Below are 22,754 nucleotides of genomic sequence, written 5' to 3'. Positions count from 1 at the left end.
TTATTCTTCATAGGCCCAGTCAATTCCGGTTTTCATGTCTTTGATTACAATGCCCTGCGCTTTGAGCTGCGCCCTGATGACGTCTACCCGACCGTAGTCTTTGCTTTCCTTGGCTTCTTTGTAAAACCCTAGCACCACGTTGAGCAGCGCCTGCGCATCGGTGGTCTGTTCTTCCTTGAGGCCCAGGATGTCAAGCACCGTGGTGCGGTATTGGGCGCGCATTTGGGTGAAAGTCTCCTCAGAAATGGTTTCCAGCTTAAAGCCGCCGGTATGCATGCTGTTGATTTTCTTAAGCAGGTTGAACAGCGCCGCAATGGTTTTGGCCGTGTTCAGGTCATCATTAAGCGGCGCGAGCAGCTCAGCGGTGAGCTTTTGGATTTCCTCATCGGCTTGGGCGTCTACGGCTCCGGCGCCGGCCGGGTACTGCAGCTGGTCCAAAATACGCAGGCCATTCATCACTTTCAGGTAGCCTTTGCGGGCCGCCTGCAAGCCTTCATTACTGAAGTCTAAGGTGCTGCGGTAATGCGCCTGCAGAATAAAGAAGCGCACCGTCATGGGTGAATACGCCTGCTGCAACAACTCATGAGTACCGGTAAACAACTCGCCCAGCGTGATGAAGTTGTTGAGTGACTTGCCCATCTTCTTCCCGTTGATGGTGATGAGGTTGTTGTGCATCCAGAAGCGGGCGGCATCGGTGTGGTTGTCGCTGGCCTGGCTTTGGGCAATCTCGCACTCGTGGTGCGGGAACATGAGGTCCAATCCGCCGCCATGGATGTCAAACTGCTGGCCCAGGTATTTCCGGCTCATGGCCGAGCATTCCAGGTGCCAGCCCGGGAACCCGTCTGACCAGGGCGAACTCCAGCGCATGATGTGGCTGGCCGAAGCCTTCTTCCAGAGCGCGAAATCCAGCGGCGATTTTTTCTCCTGCTGCCCTTCCAGCTCACGGGTGTTATTCATCAGATCCTCCACCACGCGGCCCGAAAGCTTTCCGTAATGGTGTTCTTTGTTATAGGCCGGCACGTCAAAATACACAGACCCGTTTACTTCATAGGCCAGCCCGTTGGCCAGAATCTCTTGGATCATCTCAATCTGCTCAATGATGTGGCCCGAGGCGCGGGGCTCAATGTCTGGGGGCAATACGTTCAGGCGGGCCATGTCTTCATGGAAGCTGTTGGTGTACTGCTGCACCACCTCCATGGGCTCCAGCTGGTGCGCCTTGGCATATTTCTCAATCTTATCCTCTCCCTCGTCGGCGTCATTCTGCAGGTGGCCTACATCTGTGATGTTGCGCACGTAGCGCACCTTGTAGCCCAGGTACTGCATGTACCTACGAAGCACGTCAAAGGTGATATAGGGCCGGGCGTGGCCCAAATGCGCGTGCCCATACACCGTGGGTCCGCAGACATACAGCCCCACAAACGGAGCATGCAGGGGCTCAAACTTTTCCTTGGTGCGGGTAAGCGTATTATATAGAGATAACGGGTGGTTCATGCGGCAAAATTATAAAACTTACTGGTACTTGTAGTAACGGTACGCGGTTCTGGTGCTTTCGCTGCTTTTTTCTTTGCGTTTTGAGGTGGGCAGTCTCTTTTGAGGGTGTTTTCAGGAAAACAGGCTTAAAACAGAGTTTTGGTTTTGTGCATGCAATCCCGCTTTTGATGACTTAGTGGCTGCTGATGATTTTCGTGTTGCCCATTCTGCAATTGCCTTGGATTGGCCGCTAATGCCTGAGTCCTTATGCTGTAATGTTTCATTTTTTCCCTCCGAGCGCTCACGGCCGCGGGGCCCCGTCTTTCCCCCTCGCACTGCCCTTGCGGCCGCTTTGCCTTCTGCTCTTAGCTAGAGCTGTTGCAGGGCCACAAGCGAGGCGCTCGAGGTAAAGACTGGAATCGGGGAATGCTGGGGATTGGATTAGGGCGTTTTCAGCACGTTTTCCGGAAAACAGGCCTAAAGCGCTGTCCCACCTCTTCGACGCAGACTCTCCCCTTGAGGGGAGCGCAGAGGGGTGTTTACACAAGAGAGCACATCTGCAGAGTGAATAACTAAAATTAAAAAAGGCACGGAAGTCAATCCGCGCCATGGGAAAAAGCTAACCACGCATTTCGTCCCCCTTTGAAGGGGGTAGGGGGATGACCCAATTTTGCAGATAAAACCGTTTTGGAGCTGTTTTTCAAAAAACAGCCTCAAAACGAAAAAACCTTCCTCCCTAAAAATCCTTCCGGGTGAGCAAATAGGTGGCCTCTACCGGAAAATGGTCGGTGAACTGGATCTGCTGGCGCACGTCAAATTGAAGCAGTTCCAGTTCAGGGCTGAAGAACTGGTTGTCTATGCGGAGCGGCAGGCTGCCGTTATAGGTGAACCCGAAGCCGCTTCCGCCGGCCTCAAAGCTGTTATTCAATTGGCGGCGCAGTTGCTGGTAGGTATAGGAGCTGGGAATATCATTCAGGTCGCCGCAAAGGAGCACCGGGTAGGGGCTGGCCTCTATGTGTTCCAGCAGGCGCTGAACCTGGTGGCTGCGGGCAATGAAGCCCCCCTTTAAACGGCGGGCAATGTTGCGGCCTTTGGTTTTGAGGCCTGTCTCACTCTGCACGGCCTCCGCCACGTCTTTCTCTTCTATTGCCATAGACTCCAGGTGCATGTTGTACACGCGCAGGGTGTCTTCTGAGGGCAACTTCACATCCACGTAAATCACCTGGTTCTTGGTGGGCCGGTCAAAGGTCACGGTTCCTTTGCTGAGCACTGGGAAGCGGGTAAAAATAGCTAACCCAAACTCGGCGCCAATGTGATTCACTAACGCTTTGCCTACGTAGACCTCCCGCCCCTGCTCCTTGCCAATCCGCTTGCGGCTGTTGTAGGTGCGGTCTGTTTTGTCATGGTAGAACTCCTGCAGGCAGAGAATATCGGCGGGGTGTTCAGCTACCCAGGTCATTTCCTTTTCGGGCAGGCCCGGGTCATGGGCGTGCAGGTGGCCGTACACATTAAAGACCCGCACGTTGTAGCTCAACACTTTTATGCGTTGGTCCTCAGGCTCCGGCTGCGCGTCTGGGGTGTTGAGGGTAAAGTAACGGGTGTGCTGGCTCCAGGTCAAAACCAGAAGCAGCAAAGGCAGCAAAGCCCAGAGCGGCCGTTGCCAGAGCCAGAGCAGCAGCAACACCGCGTTCAGGACCAGGGCGCCCGGCAACGACATGGCAATAAACCCGGCGGGCCAGAAAAGGTGCGGCGGCACGTACTGGCAGAGCACCCCCAGTAAAAGCCAGCCGGTAGACAGCGCCGTAAGAAAAGACAGGAACTTCCTAAACACAGGTAAAAGTTAAAAGACAGAAGTAAACCTACGCAAAAAACCGCAGGCTAATAAAAAAACGTAGGTTCAACCTCATTTACCGCCACTTTGAGTAAAACAGCCGCTAAACGGGAACGCAAACACCAGTACCTTCTGTACTAACGGCACCGACCATGCGTTTAATCTTCAGAAAATGTGCGCAGTAATTGAAAATTATACCCTAATTTTACATTCTTAACACCTTATTAGTACAGCTATGTTGTTATCCAACCTTTTATTTATCGGTAATCTGGGCACCGGCGAAATCATTGTTCTTGTCTTGATCGTTTTGTTGTTGTTTGGTGCCAAGCGTATTCCAGACCTGGCCCGTGGCTTAGGAAAAGGTATCCGGGAGTTCAAAGACGCCACCAAAGAGATCAAGAACGATATTGAGAACGCCTCAACTGAGGACCGCTATTCCAATACCCAGAACAGAAACAATTATAACAACGGCCCCGGCTACACCAACCCAGGCCCAGGTTATAATAACAATGCCCCATACAACAACGGTAACGCGCCATATACCAATACTGGTACTCCTGAAAACGCGCCCGTGAACCCTACTCCCCACAACCCGAACGTTTAATTCATGCGCTATACATCCCTTGACGCTATCCGCGAGGAGATAGGCAGAGGTTCGCTCTCCTGCCGTCTTCTGGTGGAACGTTACCTGCAGAACATAGCCGCCAAACGCCATTTGAACGCGTTTCTGGAGGTGTTTGAAGAAGAGGCCCTTCGGCAAGCCGAAGAAGTGGATGCCAAAATACAAGCCGGCACCGCCGGAAAACTGGCCGGAATGGTGATTGGCATCAAAGACGTGCTGGCCTATGAGGGCCACACGCTGCAGGCCGCCAGCCAGATCCTGAACGGTTTCCAATCCCTTTACACTGCTACTGCCGTGCAGCGCCTGTTGCAGGAAGACGCCATTATCATTGGCCGTCAGAACTGTGACGAGTTTGCCATGGGCGGTTCCAACGAGAATTCCTCGTTCGGTCCAGCGCTCAATGACGTAGATAACACCCGCGTGCCGGGCGGTTCTTCCGGCGGATCGGCGGTGGCGGTGCAGGCAGACCTTTGCCTCGCCTCCATCGGTTCAGACACCGGCGGCTCTGTGCGCCAACCCGCGGCCTATTGCGGCGTGGTGGGCATGAAACCTACCTATTCACGCATCTCGCGCTACGGGCTTATTGCCTATGCTTCTTCTTTTGACCAGATTGGCGTCATGACCCACAGCGTGGAAGATGCCGCTTTGTTATTAGAAGTAATGGCGGGCGCCGATGAATTTGACGCCACCGTAAGCCAGCGCCCCGTGCCGGCCTACAGCCAGAACCTTTCCTTTGACCGCCCGGCCCGCATTGGCTTCATCAGTGATTCTTTTGACAGCCCCGGCTTAAATGCTGAGGTGAAAACGGCTGTGCAGGGTGTCCTGGATCAGTTAAAGGCGGAAGGCCATACGGTAGAGCCCGTAGAATTCCCATTTTTAGACTATATTGTCCCCACCTACTACATTCTTACCACCGCCGAGGCCAGTTCTAACCTAGGCCGGTATGACGGGGTGAAGTACGGGTTCCGGAGCGAGAATTCCACGGACCTGGCGTCTATGTACAAGAAAACCCGTTCTGAAGGGTTCGGGAAAGAGGTGCAGCGCCGCATTATGCTGGGTACGTTTGTGCTCTCCGCTGATTATTATGACGCTTATTATACCAAGGCGCAACAGGTACGCCGCCTTATCAAAGAGAAAACCGATGAGCTCTTAAGCCAATACGATTTTCTGATTGTACCTACCACCCCTACCACGGCCTTTAAGATAGGGGAAAACACCAAAGACCCGCTGGCCATGTACCTGGAAGACATTTACACGGTACAGGCAAACCTGGCAGGCATTCCGGCTATTTCGTTACCAATTGGGCATGACGCCGCAGGGCTACCAATTGGGGTGCAAGTGATGACCAAAGCTTTTGGGGAAGAGCAATTGTTTGCGTTCTCCAAACAACTGATGAACCATCAACCACAAGTAACCGCCTAATGCACAAATTTACCTTTCTTACTGGCCTTGTACTTACATTGGGCCTGGCCTCTGCTACCCAAGCCCGCCAGGCCACCGTACCGGAGCTTCCGGTACTGCAAGTAAAAGACTCCCTTAAGGTATTCACTGACTCCATTGAGTTCATTCCGGTAGAAACCGATGAACTTATCCAGGACCGCCTGAGCTGTCTGGAGCAGGAAATTCCGCTGGAGTTCAACAAGCAGGTAAGAGGGTTAATTGACTATTTCACCATTAGGAACCGCAAGTACACCAAGCGGGTGCTGGACCGGCAGCCGCTGTACTTCCCTATGTTTGAGAAGTACCTGGCCAAGCACGGCATGCCAGATGAGCTCAAGTACCTGGCGGTGGTGGAATCTGCCTTGCTGCCCAAGGCAGTGTCTTCGGCAAAGGCGGTAGGTCTGTGGCAGTTCATGACGCCCACAGCCAATGATTTCAGGCTGGTGCAGAACCATTATCTGGACGAGCGTATGGACCCCGAGAAATCAACCGAGGCGGCCTGCAAATTCCTGAAGCAGCTGCACCGCATGTTCGGGAGCTGGGAAATGGCGCTGGCCGCCTATAACTGCGGTCCGGGCAACGTAAAGAAAGCCATTGCCCGCTCCGGCGGAAAGAAAACCTTCTGGGGTATTTATCCTTACCTGCCTAAAGAGACCCGCAGCTACGTACCGTCTTTCACGGCCCTGGTGTACACCCTGAACCACGCCCAGGACCACAACCTCCGCGCCGCCAACCCACAGTTGCCTATCGCCCTGGACACGCTGCTGATCAGCCAACCGTTGGACCTGAAATTGCTGGCCCTGCAGCTGAACCTGCCTGAAGACCAGATCGCCAACCTGAACCCGGCCTTGAAGCTGAAGCACATCCCGGAGAACGTGACCAATTTCCCGCTCCGCATTCCGGCTGACGTACGGCCTTTCCTGGCGGAGAACCGCCTGGCGGTACTGGACTCGGCACGCTACAAATCTCCAGTAAGGAAGAAGACGCCTACTATAGCCCCGCTGGCCCCAACCACTATGCTGGCCAAAGCAGAGCCCGTGGTAAAAGACACCGCAGGCAAAGAAACCAATCCTACGGCTAAGTCTTATTACACCGTGCGCCGCGGCGATAACCTCTCCAAGATTGCCCAGGCGCAGAATGTGACCGTGGCGCAGTTAAAGTCCTGGAACAAGATTTCCGGCAACACACTGGTGGCCCAGCAAAAGCTGGTGGTCTTTAAACCTGGCACTCCAGGAGAACTTAACGGTTCTCTGAAAACAGATTCCCTGGTAGAGAACACCTTGCTTGCTTCTGCAGAAGAGCCTGGCACCGCAGTAGGCAAAACCTCAGGCCCTAACGCCGAAGGCATGCCCAAAGAGGGCGCGGCCATGGCGGTAGTAACGCCTAAGAAAACCCCGGCCAAAAAAGCAGCTATTATTGAAAAACCAAAGGTGCACCACGTGCAGCCCGGTGACACCCTCTGGAATATCTCCAAGCGGTACAACAACGTGAGCGTGGAGCAACTAAGAAAAGCCAACAAGCTGAAAGGCGATGAGTTGAAACCCGGCATGAAGCTGATTGTAGGCTGATCTGGTCGCAAAGAAATGTACGGCATCTCGGGTCTAGGCCCGGGATGCTTTTTGTTTTTTAGCTACTTTGCCAAAAACGGCCTCAAAACACCTTTCCGGGGAAAGGCACAATTACTTGCCCAACCGGAAAAATCTTAACAATTTGAATTTTTCACCCTGCAAACGGTAAAATGCACGCAGGGATACTAGTAGAACACAACCCAAGAGTTCAAGGAAATGATTAAAATCAACAAGCAGGACGCCCTCAATTATCATAGCCAGGGGCAACCCGGCAAGATAGAAGTAGTGCCTACCAAAATGGTAAGTACCCAGATGGACTTAGCCCTGGCCTACTCCCCGGGCGTAGCGGAACCCTGCAAAGAGATTGCCGCCAACCCAGAAGACGTTTATAAATATACCGCCAAGGGAAACCTGGTGGGCGTGATTACCAACGGCACAGCCGTACTGGGCCTGGGCAACATCGGTCCCGAGGCCTCTAAGCCCGTGATGGAAGGAAAAGGCGTTCTTTTCAAGAAATTTGCCGGCATAGATGTGTTTGATATTGAGATCAATGAAACCGACCCCGACAAATTCATCCAGATTGTAAAGTCCCTGGAGCCCACTTTCGGCGGCATTAACCTGGAAGACATCAAGGCTCCGGAAAGCTTTAAGATAGAGAATGCCCTGCGCGAGCAGATGAACATCCCGCTCATGCATGATGACCAACACGGCACCGCCATCATCTCCAGCGCCGCGTTGCTCAATGCCCTGGAAGTGGTAGGCAAAGACATCTCCAAGATTAAAATGGTGATCAATGGTGCCGGTGCCGCGGCCATTGCCTGCTCCAAACTCTACCTCGCCCTGGGCGTGAACATTGACAACATTGTCATGTTTGACAAAGACGGCATCATTAACCCAGAGCGCAATGACCTGGACATTTACCGGGCCCAGTTTGTGACCATGCGCAAGATCACCACCCTGGCCCAGGCCATGGAAGACGCCGATGTGTTTGTGGGCCTGAGTGCCGGCAACGTACTGGCCCCGGAGCTGGTGAAACTGATGGCGCCTGACCCAATCATCTTCGCGCTGGCCAACCCAGACCCTGAGATTCCTTATGACGTGGCCATGGCCACCCGTGAGGACCTGATCATGGCCACCGGCCGTTCAGACCATCCTAACCAAGTAAACAACGTGCTGGGTTTCCCTTACATTTTCAGGGGAGCCTTAGACGTGCGCGCCACCGAGATCAACGAGGCCATGAAGCTGGCAGCCGTTTACGCCCTGGCAGACCTGGCCAAAGAAGGCGTTCCGGACCTGGTGCACAAAGCCTACGGCGATAACACCATCGCCTTTGGCCGCACCTATTTGATCCCAAAACCCTTGGACCCGCGCCTTATCACCACCATCAGTCCGGCGGTGGCAAAGGCCGCCATGGAGTCTGGGGTGGCCCGCTACCCTATCCAGAATTGGGAGCGCTACCACCAGGAACTGCAGGCCCGCATTGGCATTGACCAGAAACTGATGAACCGCATTCTTACGCAGGCACGGCAGAACCCAAAAACCGTGGTCTTCGCCGAGGCGGACAACTACAAGATCCTGAAAGCGGCCTCTACCGTGGTAGAGCAGAAACTGGCCTACCCTATTCTGTTAGGCGAGCGTGCCGTGATCCAGGAGATGATCAGGGAGTTTAAAATGGAACATGAGCTGGAAGGCTGCCCTATCATTGATCCAAGGGAAGAAGACGCCAAATGCGAGAAATATGCGCACTTGCTCTATGAGAAGCGCAAGCGCAAAGGCATGACCCTGTTTGACTGCCGCAAGCTGGTGCGCATCAGAAACTACTTTGGCTGTATGATGGTGGAAACCGGCGAGGCCGATGCCCTCATTTCCGGCCTTACCCGCGACTACTCCAGCACCATTAAGCCAGCTTTGCACGTGATTGGCGTGGAAGAGGGCGTGAACAAGGTGGCGGGCATGTACATCATCCAGAACAAGAAAGAGCCTTACTTCTTTGCAGACACCACCGTGAACCTGCAGCCTACCGCAGATGACCTGGTGGATATTGTGGGACTGACAGCCCGCTATGTGCGCTTCTTTGACCAGGAGCCGCGCATTGCCATGCTTTCGTACTCCAACTTCGGGTCAAGCGAAGGTCAGGTGCCCACCAAAACCCGCGAAGCTACCCGAATGGCCAAGCTGCGTTACCCAGACCTGTTGATAGACGGCGAGATGCAGGCCAATACCGCCCTCAACACAGACTTACTGCGCGAGCATTATCCATTCAGTGAACTAGCCAACGTGGGCGCCAACACCTTAATATTCCCGGGTTTGGCCGCTGGTAATATTGCCTATAAACTTTTACAGGAAATGGGCGGGGCAGAAACCATTGGGCCTATTCTGATGGGGATGCGTAAGCCGGTGCATATCTTGCAGTTAGGCTCCTCGGTGCGGGAGATCATCAATATGGTGGCCATTGCCGTGGTAGACGCGCAGAAGTGCAAAGCTAAACTCTAAATAGTACCAGTACGTACTGCCTTTGTTGCTCTCCCTAAAAAGCACTCAATAGCTACTATTAAATATTTATTCCGTTTTGGGGCCGTTTTCTCAAAAACAGCCCCAAAACGGAATCTAAGTATATAAAATTCTATTACTTACCTTTTGTAACGCTGGTCTCATGATCGCTTATTTAGACGGCAAACTAGCCCAGAAAGACCCCACTTTTGTCATTATTGATGTGGGCGGCGTGGGCTATGAGCTCCGCATCTCCTTGAACACGTACGGGCAGCTACCCACCGGTGAGCGCTGCAAGCTGTTCACGCACCAGCACATCAAAGAAGACGCCCACACGTTGTATGGCTTTGCCACCATCGCGGAGAAAAGCGCCTTTCTGCATCTGATCTCTATTTCGGGTGTGGGCCCCAACACCGGCCTTATGATCCTTTCCTCGCTTACGGTGCAGGAAGTGCAGCAGGCCATTGTGCGGGAAGACGTGCGCACCATCCAGCAGGTAAAGGGAATTGGGGCCAAAACCGCCCAGCGGATTATCCTGGAACTGCGCGATAAATTCAGGAAAGGCCTGGGCCCAGATGCGGTAAGTGTCACCTTTGGCGCGGCACACAATACGTCCAGAGAGGAGGCGTTATCTGCATTAGTCACGCTAGGCTTCGCGAAGAATGTGGCCGAAAAAACCTTAGATGCTATTATCAAACGGGAGGGCGCTAGCCTAACTGTAGAAGATATGATTAAGTTTGCTTTGAAGTCTTCCTAAGTAACTTCTTTACTATTTGTGTTTTATACAAAAAAGCATCCCATTCTTGCAACCGCGGTAGGGTTGGTGTCGTTGATGGCCTGGCTTACCCAAGCAGAGCCAAGTGAGTTTACCATGCCCGGCCTGCGTGCCGCGGCTTCGGTGTTGCCCGGAAAGAAGGAAGCCCAAGACACAACCAAGAACCAGCAATATATTCCCTCGCGGCGCCCCAAGCTACTATTTGAAGACCGCCGCGGCGATCCTTTCTCCAATAGAACCACCATATCTCCCCTGCTGCTTCCGCTGCCCAGCAACGTGCAACTGCAGGTGGTGCCAGATGACAGCCTAAAGCGCTACGAGATCACGGAGCAGATTGGCGGCTATGACTACCGCGATCCCAGCACCATGACCTTTGAGGAGTACTCGCGCTACCAGCAGCAGAAATCCATCAGGGAGTATTGGCGGGCAAAATCGGCGAGCCTGGATGAGCAGAACCCTGCCGCCCCCAGCCGGCGTTTGGTGCCTACCATTGACGTGGGAGGCCGTACATTTGACCGTTTGTTTGGCGGCAATACGGTAGACATCCGGCCCAACGGCCTGGCCACGCTTAAGTTTGGGGCGCTCTTCAACAAGAATGAGAACCCGGCCATCCCGCTTCGGCAGCAGAGCATTGGCGACTTTGAGTTTGACCAGAGCATCGCCCTGAACATTGACGGCCGCATTGGTGAGAAAATGCGCATCACGGCCAACTGGGACACTAAGGCCAACTTTGACTTTGAGAACAACCTCAAACTGGAATACACCGGCTATCCCGAGGAGATCATCCAGAAAATTGAAGCCGGTAACGTAAGCCTGCCTCTCAATAACTCCCTCATCTCTGGCGGGCAGAACCTCTTCGGGTTGAAGGCGCAGCTGCAGTTGGGCAAACTCTCCGTGACTGCCATTGCCGCCAACCAGCGCGGGAGCATTGACGCCATTGACATCCAGAACGGGGCCCAGAACCGGCGCTTTGAAATCAGGGCAGATGAATATGACCGTGACCGCCACTTCTTCCTGGCCCAGTTCTTCAGGGACCGCTATGATCAGACCTTGCGCAACCTGCCATTGGTAAACTCGGGTATTGTGGTGCGCCGCATGGAGGTCTACATCACCAATGACAACCGCGCCACCACCAACCTCAGAAACGTGGTCGCCCTGATGGACCTTGGTGAACCGAATCCTTTCCGGGCCCAGTTCAGCCAGAACCTTCCGGCCGGCTCCGGTGCCGGCAACGGGCAGAACAGCCTCTACCGTAGCCTCACCGTCAGAAACAACAACCAGATAGACAATTTCCTGGAGAGTTTTGGTCTGCGTAAGGCTGTGGACTTTGAGCACGTGCGCGCGCGCCGCCTGGACCAGTCTGAATACAAATTCAACCCGCAGTTGGGGTATATCTCTCTGAACGCTGCTTTGTTACCGGAGCAGGTATTGGGCGTGGCCTTTGAGTACACACTTAACGGCCGCACTTATAAAGTAGGTGAGTTGCAGGAAGACTACCAGAACGTACCCGAGGACCAGGTCATTTTTCTGAAAATGTTACGCGCCACCAACCCGGGCCTGAACACCCCTACCTGGGACCTGATGATGAAAAACGTCTACGCCCTCAACGCCAACCAGATTGACCGCCAGAACTTCCAGCTGAACGTGGTCTATAAAGACGATGCCACCGGCGGCGACCTCACCAGTCTGCAGGATGAGTCACGGCTGAAAGGCATTCCCCTGATTCAGGTCTTCAACCTGGACAACGTGAATACCAACAATGACCGCCCGCGCGACGGTAACTTTGACTTTCTATCCGGTATCACCATTGACCCTGAGTCGGGCCGTATTTTCTTCCCGCAGGTAGAGCCTTTTGGGTCGTACCTTCGGTCCCGCTTTACGGTGGGCCAGGAAGACCAGTACATCAACAAATATGTGTTCCAGGAACTGTATGACTCCATCCAGACCGATGCCCAGCAGTTCTCCCAGAAAAACAAGTTCTTCATACAGGGCCGTTACCAGGCCAGCAGCACCGATGAGATCACCCTGCCCGGCATCCGCATTGCGGAAGGCTCCGTGGCGGTCTTCTCTGGCGGCACGCGTTTGGTGGAAGGCCAGGATTACCAGGTGTTCTATGACCTAGGCCGGGTAAAGATTCTCAATCCCAGCTACCTGAACAGCGCCAGCAACCTGCGCATCACCTATGAGAAGGCAGACATCCTGAGCGTGCAGCCCCGCACCCTCATGGGCGCCCGCTTTGATTACCGCGTGGACAATGACCTCATTTTGGGGGCCACTGTGCTACACCAGGGCGAGCGGCCTTTCATTCAGCGGGTAAACATAGGCGATGAGCCCAGCAACAATACCGTCTATGGCTTTGACGTGAACTACCGCCGTGATTCGCGCCTGCTCACCCGCCTCACAGATAAACTGCCGTTCTTAGAGACCAAGGCCCCCTCCTCTGTCACGCTGGGAGCCGAGGTAGCCCAATTGGTGCCCAAGAAAACGGAGTTTGTGGGCGAGAACGGTGTTTCCTACATAGATGACTTTGAGAATGCCAAGACCCCTTATTCCTTAGGCGGTTTCAACACCAATGCCTGGCGGCTGGCTTCTACCCCGGCGCCGCTGGTGAACGGCCGAACCGGCCTGGCCTATGCCTACAACCGCGCCAAGCTGGCCTGGTATACCATTGATCAGATCTATTACTCGGCCAATAGCCTGCGCCCCAGCAACATCTCCCGCGAGGAACTGGAAAACCACTATGTGCGTGGGGTACAGCGCCGTGAGATCTTCCCTAACCGTGACCCGGAGACCAACAACACCTTTGAGTACACCTTTGACCTGGCCTACTACCCCCAGGAGCGCGGCCAGTACAACTATGCCCCCAATGTAAGCAATGACGGGCGCTTGCTCACCGGCAGCGTGCGCAACAACTGGGGCGGTATTAGCCGGGAGATTTCCTTTGACAATAACTTTGACAACGCCAACATTGAGTACCTGGAGTTCTGGATGCTGGACCCCTTCATTAATGGAGACCGCGGAAAGGTGATTGACGGCGAGGGCAATGCCCAGAACAACACCACTGGGGGTGATTTCTTCATTAACTTAGGGAACGTTTCAGAAGACCTGCTCAAAGACCAACGCTATGAGTTTGAGAACGGCCTGCCCTCTGATGGCAGCCGCCAGGCCACCGAAGCCACTGCCTGGGGCCGTGTGACCCGCAACCAGTTCCTGACAGATGCCTTTGACAGTGAGCCCAGCGCCCGTCCCTTCCAGGATATAGGGCTGGACGGATTGAACGACAACGAGGAACGGGAATTCTTCCAGGGCCTGGGCATTTACGCCTCACTGCAAGACCCTTCCGCAGACAACTTCAAGCACCACCTGGACGGCGACTATGACTCCCGCCGCATTGGGGTGCTGGGCCGGTACAAAAATTTCAATGGCATGGAGGGTAACTCGCCGGTGAACAGCAACCTCTCTTCTAATGCGTTCCCAGACAAGGAAGACCTTAACAAAGACAACGTCATCAGTGACCTGGAGCAGTACTATGAGTACAAGATCAACCTCAGACCTAACCAGCTTACCGTAGGCAATAACTACATAGTAGACAAGGTAGACACGGTAGACGCAGGCGGCAACAAGGTGAGCTGGTACCAGTTCCGGATTCCGGTGAGAAAGCCGACCAGCAACGTGAACAACATGCAGGGCTTCAAGTCCATCCGGTTCATGCGGATGTACATGACCCAGTTTGAGCAGCCGGTGGTGCTGCGCTTTGTCCAGATGCAATTTGTCTCTAACCAGTGGCGCACCTACAACTCGGTGCTGTCTAACGGCGCGCCTTGCGTAGGTGACTGTGATTCTGACGCCTCTGCCTTCAACGTGTCGTCAGTGAGCATTGAGGAGAACGGCGAGGTAGATGCGGGGACTATTCCGTATGTGGTTCCGCCTGGGGTTGAGCGCCAGCGGGATTACTCCTCGGCCAACAACCGTCGCCAGAATGAGCAGTCCTTGCAGTTGTGCGTGGAGAACCTGAGAGACTCTTTTAGCAAGGCCGTGTACAAGAACGTGTCGCAGGACATGCTCATCTACAAGCGCCTGAAAATGTACGTGCACGCCCAGAGCCCCAGCGGTACCCAGGACAATGAGGTCAACGCCTTCGTGCGCATAGGTACCGACTTCACCCAGAACTACTATGAGTATTCCATCCCGTTAAAGATGACGCCGCAGGGCAGCCGTGACCCGTACCAGATATGGAACGAGCAGAACTTCATAGACGTGGCGTTTGAGGAGTTTGTGAAACTGAAATCCAGAAGAAACCAGGCCAGTTTCCCCCTGAACCAGGTGTACATGGAAACCCGGGAAGACGGCAAGGTCTTCAGGGTGGTGGGTAACCCCGATTTCAGTGACGTGCAAAGTCTCATGATTGGTCTGGAGAACCCGGCCACCCCAGACCGCGCCTCGCAGTCGGTTTGCTTGTGGGTGAACGAACTGCGCGTCTCTGACTTTGACCGCACCGCCGGCTGGGCCGCCACCGCCCGCGCCAACGTGAAACTAGCCGACTTCGCTAACCTGACGGCCACCGGTTCTTACACCGCCGTTGGCTTTGGCGGCATACAGGAGCGCGCTGCCCAGCGGGCCCGCGAGAACACCGGCCAGTTTGACATTGCCGCGAACATAGCCGCCGAGAAACTTTTGCCTTCTAAGTTGGGGTTGGTGGTGCCGGTATCGGTGCAGTACGGGACTACCATCAGTGAGCCGCGCTTTGACCCGCTGGACCGTGACACTGAACTGGACCTCTCACTGGAGAAGTTTGACGGGGCAGAAAAGGAGAACTACCGGAATGAAGTCGTCAGTAAGACCACTACCAAGAGCGTAAACCTGCTGAACGTTCGGAAAGAGAAAACCGACCCCGAGGCCAAAAGCCGGGTGTATGACGTGGAGAACCTTTCCTTCTCCTATGCCTACACTGAGGTCCTGCACACCGACATCTCCACGGACCGCAATTACACCAAGACCTACAACGGGGGCGTGGCATATACCTATAACAACAACCCGAAGAGCTACACTCCTTTTGCCGAAGTGAAGGCGTTCCAGTCGCCGTACCTGAAATGGCTGAAGGAATTCAACTTTGCGCTGCAGCCGAGCCGCATTGCCGTCCGCGCCGACCTGGACCGCCGCTACAATGAGACGTTCCTGCAAGGGCGAACTTCGGCGTACAGCCTGCCAGACACTGCCGGGTTCCTGCCTACGTTCCAGAAAGCATTTTTCTTTAATCGGATTTATGACGTGAAGTGGGACCTGACCAAGAGCCTGACCTTAGACTATACCGCCAGCAACCGGGCGGTGGTAGACGAACCCAATGGCCGCATTAACGAAGACGTGGATTCCCTGCGTTACAAGAATGAGGTAATCTGGCACAACCTGCGCCGCTTTGGTCGTAACACCAACTTCAACCAGACTGTGGCCCTTACCTACCGCCTGCCCCTGGATAAATTCCCGCTCACGGACTTTGTCTCGGCAGACGCCCGGTACCAGGCCGGTTTCACCTGGACCTCGGCTTCTACCGCCCTAAGCAACAATGACACCCTGCAACTGGGGAACACCATAGAAAATAGCGTGGAAACCAGCTTGAGCGGTAAGTTTGATCTGGTGCGCCTTTACAACAAGGTGCGGTTCCTGAAAGCGGCCAACGAGGCATCCCCTAACCCGGGCGTGCGCAACCAGTCGGCCAAGCCCGGGCAACCACCCGTGTCTGATTCTACCCGAAGTGGTGGCAGACAAGTGATGAACGGGGTGCTGCGGACGTTGATGTCGGCCAGATCTGTGAACTTTACCTATGCCCGCACTGAGGGTACCTTGCTGCCGGGCTTCCTGCCAAGGGCGCAGAACTTCGGCTTAGCCGATGGATTCGGGGCACCCGGGCTGGACTTTGTGCTGGGCCGGCAATATGAACTGGATGAGCTCTTCCAGCGGGCCAACCGCGAGGGCTGGTACACGGACAGCAGCCAGTACCTGAACACCCCGTTAAGCTCCCTTAAATCTGTCAACTTCACGGCCCGGGCCACTATAGAACCAATCCGTAATTTCATCATTACCCTGGACGGGGCCGTGAACAAATCTGAGATTGACGAGGTCTTCTACCGCCGTGACTCTGCCTTGACCGTGCAGCGCCAAAACCCGTTCACCACCGGCTCTTACCGCGTGTCCTTTATCTCGGTGCAGACCTTGTTTGAATCTGGCTCGGGGAACCGGTCAGATGCGTTTGAGAACTTTATCAGGAACCGGGCCGCCATTGCCAGCCGCTTAAACGAGGCCAATAATGGTCCGGGCGTCTATGGCGTGAATGCCCAGGACGTCTTGATCCCTTCCTTCCTGCGGGCCTACCAGGGCAAGAGCGTAGATGGGTTTGAGGCCAAGCCTACCGGTCCGTTTGACGCTATTCCGCTGCCCAACTGGAACGTGGTCTACAACGGGCTGTCCTCGGTGCCGTTCTTCCAGCAGTACTTCAGTTCGTTTACCCTGAACCACGCCTACCAGTCTAACTTTACGGTAGCCAACTTCAGTACGGCGTTGAACTACAACTTTGAGCCGTCCGGCTTCCCGGATGCCACCAACGAGCAGGGCGAGATCATCCCGTATTACGTGGTGAGCCAGGTAGCTATCACGGAAAGTATGTCGCCGCTGATTGGGGTGAACTTCAGGACCAAGGGCCAGATCACCGGGCGTTTGGAGTACAAGACCCAACGCAACCTGCTTTTGAACATGACCAACGCACAGGTAACCGAGAACGGCGTGAAAGACGTGGTGGTAGGCCTGGGCTACACTACCACTAACTTCCGGGTGCCGTTTAAGATTGGCGGCTCCCGCAAAACCCTGGAGAACGAGCTGACCATGCGCCTGGACTTTACCATCAGAGACAATGAGACCATTCAGCGTACCATTGCGGTAGACACAGACGGCAACGAGTACCAGAACAACCTGACTACCTCCGGCGCCCTGCAAGTGCAGATACGCCCTACCATTGACTACGTGGTAAGCCAGCGCCTGAACCTGCAGTTCTATTTCACCAAGAACATCAACGAGCCCAAGGTAGCCAACGCGTTCCGGAACACCGTGACCGAGGGTGGTATCCAGCTTCGGTTCAGTTTATCTGACTAAGGGTTGTGGCACCAACCAAAAAGAATGTATTTTTGAGTCGAACTTAAATAAACAACTATGAACTTCCCTGAGGAACTGAAATACACCAAAGACCACGAGTGGATCAAGATTGACGGCGATGTAGCCTATGTAGGCATCACAGATTTCGCGCAGCGCGAGCTGGGGGACATTGTGTATGTAGACATTGACACCCTGGACAAAGAAGTAGCCAGAGAAGAAGTGTTTGGCACCGTTGAAGCGGTGAAAACCGTTTCTGATCTGTTCAGCCCTTTGACTGGCACTGTATTGGAGATCAACGAGAAACTGGACGGCGCCCCTGAGCTGGTGAACTCTGATGCCTACGGCGATGGCTGGATGATCAAGATGTCTATCGCGAACCAATCTGAAGTAGGCGAGCTGCTTTCGGCCGCTGAGTACAAAGAGCTGGTGGGTGCTTAAATTCCTTTCAGTGCGTAACGCTTACTATGCACTGGCGCTGGGGTGGGCAGTGGTGATCCTGATAGGGACGCTTCTGCCCGCCAATGCGTTACCCCCTACCCCGCAATGGGATTTTCTCACCTTTGATTCTCTGGTGCACGCGGTGCTGTTTGGCACCCAGCTGTTCCTGCTTCTCCTGGCACTCCTTAGAGATCCTTCCCTTTCTTTAACCCCCTGGTTGGTGGCCGGCGCCTTTCTGGCCGTGGTGCTGTTTGGCGGGTTGGTAGAAGTGTTGCAGGGAGCCATGGCCATGGGTAGGGCACCAGACCCGGTAGATGCCTTGAGCAACGCCATTGGCTGCGTGCTGGGTCTTTTCACCTGGCTTTTGCTTAGAGGCCGTTTTTAGCCTATTTTCACCAAAACAGACCTAAAACGTTTTGGTATGGCACCGCGGCTTTCCCTCTCTTTCCTTCTTTTTCTATTTAGCTTTTCGGGTTTTGCCCAGGACTTGAACCGGGTACGGCAGACCATTGCAGACCTGGCCGCCCCTGCCATGCACGGCCGCGGCTATGCCTTTAAAGGCGATAGTATTGCCGCCAGCTACCTGCAGCAGCAGTACGCCGCGATCGGCCTGAAGCCCCTCTCCCACAATTACCGGCAGGAATTCTCCTTCCCCATCAACATCCTGGACAATCATCTCAAACTGGAGATCAATGACAAGGAATTGACGCCCGGCATAGACTTTATTGCTCATGGTGCTACGGGGCCCGGAAAAGGCGAAGGCAAAGCATATGAGCTAGATACCCTGCTGCTGCAAGACGTAGACGCCGCGCAGCAGTTCCTGACCAATAACCTCAAAAACAAGGTATTGGTGGTCTACCAGCGCCACTTCAAAGAATTGCTGGCCTTGCCGGAGCCGCTCCACAGCCAGTTGCTCAGGGCCCGCGCCGTGATAGTACGGCAGCCCGGGCCTAAGCTCATGGCCACGGTGCGCACCGAGCAGCTGCCGTTCCCGGTGCTGGAGGTGCTGGAGAAAGCCTGGCCCAAGAATGCCAAAGAGATTGAGTTCCACGTAGACGCCCGGCTGGAGACCGACTACAAAAGCCAGAACGTGATCGGGTTTGTGCCCGGCCGTATCAAACCAGATTCCTTTGTGGTGGTCACGGCGCATTATGACCATCTGGGCCACCAGGGCAAGGACCTGTTCTTCCCGGGCGCCCATGACAATGCCAGCGGTACGGCCATGCTCCTGGAACTGGCCCGCTGGTACGCGCAGCCGCAGAACACGCCTGACTATTCCATTGCCTTTATGGCCTTCGCCGGGGAGGAGGCCGGACTGCTGGGCTCCAAGTATTACACAGAAAACCCGCTCTTCCCGCTGGGCAACATCAAGTTTCTCCTGAACCTGGACCTAATGAGCACCGGCGAAGAAGGTATGATGGTGGTTAATGCTACGGTCTTCCCCAAGCAGTTTAGTTTGTTGCAGCAATTGAACAAACAACACAGCTATTTGACGGTCCTTAAAAGCCGGGGCAAGGCAGCCAACTCAGACCATTACTATTTCTCAGAGAAGGGCGTGCCGGCTTTCTTTTTCTACACCTTGGGCGGCACCACCACTGAGTACCATCACCCCAAAGACACCGCAGACACCCTGCCGCTGACCAAGTTCAAGGAAGTGATGGCACTCATCACCGCCTTTGTCAAGGCCCTGTAAGAACCCCCATAAAAAGAGAAACCCGTTTTGGGGCCGTTTTCCGGAAAACGGCCCCAAAACGGGTTTCTCTTTGAAAAGGAAATTGGTTACCGCACCAGCATTACGCGGCGCACCACCGGGCCTTTATCAGTGGTCATTTTAAGGAAGTAGACTCCGTTGGAGGCTTGGGGCAGCATAAGTTTCAGGGGCTGGCCTTTTACATGACGCGGTTCCAGGTCTTGCAGTATTTTGCCTACGGCGTCACAGACCTGCACGCGGGTAATTCGGGCTTCCGGCGAAGAGACGTACAGCATACCGGTGGTAGGGTTAGGCGTTACCTGCACGGCCTGCTGGGCTCGTTCCTCTTCGGCGGCCATGGGCACGCCATCTACCTTCACGTCATCCAGGTACAGGTTGTTCTCATAGTCTGTGATGTGCCGGAATTTAAGGATTGCCGTTTTGGCCGTGGCGAAAGCCGCTAGGTCTATGGTTTCCAGGCGCCATTCAGAAGCGGTGGGAATAAACTCCGTTTCCCGGAAGGCGGGCGATGCTGTGACCAGATCACGGTCAAATTTGCGGTACACCCGCTGGAAAGACTCCCCGCAGTTGGTAGACACCCACACCTCCAGCGTATCTGAAAAACCGCTCTCTGACAGCAGCGAGTACGCCACCTGGAACGTCATGGTAGGTGCCGTGCGCGAGGTTAGATCCAGCGGCGGAAGCACCAGTTCGTCTACCAGACCATTGCTGGTGTATTGTATGTTCTGCATGAATGCCGAGGCGCTGCCGGTCTTGGCTGCCTTAGTGGTTCGGGCCCAGGTAAGATCCTGGTTCGGGTTCAGGATAGCCCAGCCGGCCGGAGGGAAAGCAGTACCCTCAAAGCCTTCGGCCAGCGGCAAAGCTGAGCCCTGGACCTGAAACGAGGCCGAGATCGCGTCATTGGTGGCATCTGCGTCGGTGGCGGCATTGTTGCGGCTCACCAGGGAATAAGAAATAGTATGGGCGCCAGCCGGCACGGTAAATGCAGGGAGGGAAACCGTCACGTTGGTGAAAGACGCCAGTGAGCCGGTCCAGGTATAGGTCTGGGCGGGCCCGTTGTCTACCCGGTACTGGATCTGCGCTGAGGTAAGCGTCTGTGCCCCCCGGTTGCGCAGGACCACCTTAGGGGAAACCGAGGTAGCGCAAATGATTTTGCTTGGCGAGGTTACTTCTATCAGGGCGGCCTCCAGGTCTGGTACCTGTACCACGGCGCAGCCCTGTGAGGTAAGCAGCGTGGGCCGGTATCTGGTAATAGCCGTCTGCATCACGTTTACCTGCCCATTGGTGAACATATACATACACGCGTCATCTGTGTAGTCCATGTAGTTCATGAACATGTCACTGGTGTTGGAGCAGGAGGGGCTGGGGTACACGGGGCAGCCTCCGTTCTCCTCTTCCTGGGTGGGCGTGTCTTCTACCTGGTCATTGCCGCAGGACTCATCTCCCCAGATATGAAACAGGTTAAGCCAGTGGCCTATCTCATGGGTGGCGGTACGGCCTTTGTTGAAGGGCCGAACGGCGGTACCGGTGGTGCCAAAGCAGCGGTAATCCACTACCACACCGTCGGTGGCCGGTGATCCTGAGTTAGGGAACTGGGCGTAGCCCAAGACGCTTTCTTCAGAAGAGAGGGCCACCACCCAGATGTTGAGATATTTACTGGGGTCCCAGATGTCTTTGCCACCCGAGGTCGTAAACTTCATAGAATTGTCAATCTTGAAGCCGTTTACGCTGGTTTGGGTACGGGTAATGCCGTTGGTAGGCTCTCCGTCTGGGGTGCGCTGCGCCAGGCAGAACTCTATCCCGGCATCGCCGGCCAGGCCTTTAAAGGCCGCCGGAATGCTGGCGGTATCGCCGTTGAGTTTCCTGAAATCTTTGTTTAAGGCCGCAATCTGGGTCTGGATCTGAACATTGGAGATGTTCTGGCTGGTGCCGTTGTACACCACGTGCACCACCACGGGTATGGTGGTGACGCCGCCCAGCGCCCGGTTCTCATAGCGCCCTTTCAAGGTGTTGGCCTCCCGGGCCTGCAACTGCAACTGTGCCCGCAGGTTGGGCCGCTCCCGCTCCAGCAGCCGCACATAGTCCATGGTGCCGCAGGTACGGTTCTGGGCTACAGCGGCGCTCATTCCTATGACCAGAAGAAAGAGGCAGGCAAGTACTCGTGTTATCATAAGGCGTGCGTTTACGCGGTGTTTTAGCGAAAAGAGACCCAAAACAGAAAACCAGCCTACAGAATGTTGTTGAGCTGCTCCTTTATCTTCTCCAGTTCCTCTTTCATTTCCACCACCAGGTGCTGGACGGTAGAGTCATTGGCTTTGGAGCCGATGGTGTTGATTTCCCGGCCTATCTCCTGCGAGATGAACGCCAGTTTCTTGCCGGTTGGTTCAGGCAGATACACGGTTTCTGTAAAATAATGCAGGTGGTTGACCAAGCGTACTTTCTCTTCGGCAATGTCCAGTTTCTCAATGTAATAGATCATCTCCTGCTCAAACCGGTTCTGGTTAAAAGACTCAGAAGAAGAGATCTCCTCCAGGTGGCTCTGGATACGCTGCCGGATGTTCTCTACGCGGGTGGGGTCATATTTGTCCACCTCGGCCAGCAGGATTCTAATACGATCTATATAGGAGATAATCTCATTGGTGAGCGCCTTGCCTTCGTCTACCCTAAAGGTGTTAAAGTTCTCAATGGCCTCCATCAAGAGCGGCTGCACCTGCTCCCAGGTCACGTCTTCGGTCTTGGTGTCTTCGGTGGCGTCTGTCTGCATCACGTCTGGCATGTGCAGGGCCAACCTGAATAAATCTGGTGACTGCGCACCCAGGCGTTTGGCGGCTTGGTCCATTTCCTGGTAATACTGCGTGAGCAGCTCAATGTTGATTCGGCTGCGGCCGGCGGCCCCTTTGTTGCGGCTCACCTCAATGGTCAGGTTCACCTTGCCGCGCACCAGGCTTTTGCTGATGATGTTGCGGATTTCCAGCTCTTTGTCAGATAAGCTCCGCGGAATGCGCAGGCTCAGATCCATGGATTTAGAATTCAGCGATTTCAGCTCAATGCTCAGGGTAAAAGCCTCGGTCTCCAGTTGGGCGGACCCAAAACCGGTCATGGATAGTAACATACGTCAGGGATAAAGTGGTAAAAAGTAAATTTAACAAAAAAGGGCCAGTCTCCCTATCTTAAGTACTAATGCCCTTGGGTCAGGAGCACTCACTCACCGGAAGAATTTTGGGTCACACATCTGAAGTAGTAATTTCTTCGGGTTCTACCTCCAACCA

Annotated in this window: 13 protein-coding genes; 9 read left to right on the top strand and 4 right to left on the bottom strand. The window is 54.6% G+C overall.

All coding sequences use genetic code 11. The annotated features are described in order from the left end of the window. Both cysS and TH63_RS00105 read right to left on the bottom strand, forming a co-directional pair. Complete coding sequence (cysS, locus tag TH63_RS00110) at positions 1-1,491, bottom strand: cysteine--tRNA ligase (RefSeq protein ID WP_048919130.1); 1,491 nt, start codon at positions 1,489-1,491, stop codon at positions 1-3. Between the two features lie 715 nt (positions 1,492-2,206). Beyond that, the gene (locus TH63_RS00105; protein ID WP_048919129.1) at positions 2,207-3,301 is read right to left on the bottom strand and encodes an endonuclease/exonuclease/phosphatase family protein; all 1,095 of its coding nucleotides are present in this window, start codon (positions 3,299-3,301) and stop codon (positions 2,207-2,209) included. A 235-nt stretch (positions 3,302-3,536) separates the two neighbouring features. Between TH63_RS00105 and TH63_RS20830 the strand changes: the two genes are divergently transcribed. The 9 genes from TH63_RS20830 (at position 3,537) to TH63_RS19735 (ending at position 19,467) form a co-directional block, all read left to right on the top strand. Beyond that, positions 3,537-3,905: a Sec-independent protein translocase subunit TatA/TatB gene (locus TH63_RS20830; RefSeq protein ID WP_082161504.1), complete on the top strand. Its 369-nt coding sequence runs from the start codon at positions 3,537-3,539 to the stop codon at positions 3,903-3,905. Between the two features lie 3 nt (positions 3,906-3,908). Beyond that, positions 3,909-5,345, top strand: coding sequence for an Asp-tRNA(Asn)/Glu-tRNA(Gln) amidotransferase subunit GatA (gatA, locus tag TH63_RS00095; RefSeq protein ID WP_048919128.1), 1,437 nt, complete (start codon positions 3,909-3,911; stop codon positions 5,343-5,345). Further along, entirely contained in the window at positions 5,345-6,931 is a 1,587-nt protein-coding gene (locus TH63_RS00090) for a lytic transglycosylase domain-containing protein (protein ID WP_082161503.1), read from the top strand. The genes gatA and TH63_RS00090 overlap by 1 nt, the downstream gene beginning before the upstream one ends. A gap of 216 nt (positions 6,932-7,147) precedes the next feature. Further along, positions 7,148-9,424: an NADP-dependent malic enzyme gene (locus TH63_RS00085; RefSeq protein WP_197088605.1), complete on the top strand. Its 2,277-nt coding sequence runs from the start codon at positions 7,148-7,150 to the stop codon at positions 9,422-9,424. 160 nt (positions 9,425-9,584) lie between these two features. Continuing rightward, a complete protein-coding gene (gene ruvA / locus TH63_RS00080) occupies positions 9,585-10,178 on the top strand; it encodes a Holliday junction branch migration protein RuvA (RefSeq protein WP_048919126.1) in 594 nt (197 codons plus the stop codon). Between the two features lie 18 nt (positions 10,179-10,196). Next, positions 10,197-17,336, top strand: coding sequence for a T9SS outer membrane translocon Sov/SprA (gene sov / locus TH63_RS00075; RefSeq protein ID WP_053093709.1), 7,140 nt, complete (start codon positions 10,197-10,199; stop codon positions 17,334-17,336). A 57-nt stretch (positions 17,337-17,393) separates the two neighbouring features. Continuing rightward, positions 17,394-17,774, top strand: a complete 381-nt coding sequence (gene gcvH, locus TH63_RS00070; RefSeq protein WP_048919125.1) for a glycine cleavage system protein GcvH — start codon at positions 17,394-17,396, stop codon at positions 17,772-17,774. A gap of 10 nt (positions 17,775-17,784) precedes the next feature. Beyond that, entirely contained in the window at positions 17,785-18,159 is a 375-nt protein-coding gene (locus TH63_RS00065) for a VanZ family protein (RefSeq protein WP_156180257.1), read from the top strand. A 36-nt stretch (positions 18,160-18,195) separates the two neighbouring features. Beyond that, positions 18,196-19,467 (top strand): M28 family metallopeptidase, encoded by a 1,272-nt coding sequence (locus TH63_RS19735; protein WP_053093708.1) that lies wholly within the window; start codon positions 18,196-18,198, stop codon positions 19,465-19,467. An 86-nt stretch (positions 19,468-19,553) separates the two neighbouring features. On the opposite strand, the gene TH63_RS20440 is transcribed toward TH63_RS19735, so the two are convergent. Both TH63_RS20440 and TH63_RS00050 read right to left on the bottom strand, forming a co-directional pair. Beyond that, complete coding sequence (locus tag TH63_RS20440; protein WP_082161502.1) at positions 19,554-21,656, bottom strand: M43 family zinc metalloprotease; 2,103 nt, start codon at positions 21,654-21,656, stop codon at positions 19,554-19,556. A gap of 56 nt (positions 21,657-21,712) precedes the next feature. After that, positions 21,713-22,597: a YicC/YloC family endoribonuclease gene (locus TH63_RS00050; protein ID WP_048919123.1), complete on the bottom strand. Its 885-nt coding sequence runs from the start codon at positions 22,595-22,597 to the stop codon at positions 21,713-21,715. Positions 22,598-22,754: the final 157 nt, after the last annotated feature.

This window comes from Rufibacter radiotolerans (assembly GCF_001078055.1).
Taxonomy (GTDB): Bacteria; Bacteroidota; Bacteroidia; order Cytophagales; family Hymenobacteraceae; genus Nibribacter; species Nibribacter radiotolerans.
This window is presented reverse-complemented; position numbering and strand designations above follow the sequence as displayed.

What these genes read in the sequence shown, in the direction of transcription:
- cysS (WP_048919130.1), bottom strand. Translation starts at nt 1,491, where the DNA reads ATGAACCACCCGTTATCTCTATATAATACGCTTACCCGCACCAAGGAA.
- TH63_RS20830 (WP_082161504.1), top strand. Translation starts at nt 3,537, where the DNA reads ATGTTGTTATCCAACCTTTTATTTATCGGTAATCTGGGCACCGGCGAA.
- gatA (WP_048919128.1), top strand. Translation starts at nt 3,909, where the DNA reads ATGCGCTATACATCCCTTGACGCTATCCGCGAGGAGATAGGCAGAGGT.
- TH63_RS00090 (WP_082161503.1), top strand. Translation starts at nt 5,345, where the DNA reads ATGCACAAATTTACCTTTCTTACTGGCCTTGTACTTACATTGGGCCTG.
- TH63_RS00085 (WP_197088605.1), top strand. Translation starts at nt 7,148, where the DNA reads ATGATTAAAATCAACAAGCAGGACGCCCTCAATTATCATAGCCAGGGG.
- ruvA (WP_048919126.1), top strand. Translation starts at nt 9,585, where the DNA reads ATGATCGCTTATTTAGACGGCAAACTAGCCCAGAAAGACCCCACTTTT.
- gcvH (WP_048919125.1), top strand. Translation starts at nt 17,394, where the DNA reads ATGAACTTCCCTGAGGAACTGAAATACACCAAAGACCACGAGTGGATC.
- TH63_RS19735 (WP_053093708.1), top strand. Translation starts at nt 18,196, where the DNA reads ATGGCACCGCGGCTTTCCCTCTCTTTCCTTCTTTTTCTATTTAGCTTT.
- TH63_RS20440 (WP_082161502.1), bottom strand. Translation starts at nt 21,656, where the DNA reads ATGATAACACGAGTACTTGCCTGCCTCTTTCTTCTGGTCATAGGAATG.
- TH63_RS00050 (WP_048919123.1), bottom strand. Translation starts at nt 22,597, where the DNA reads ATGTTACTATCCATGACCGGTTTTGGGTCCGCCCAACTGGAGACCGAG.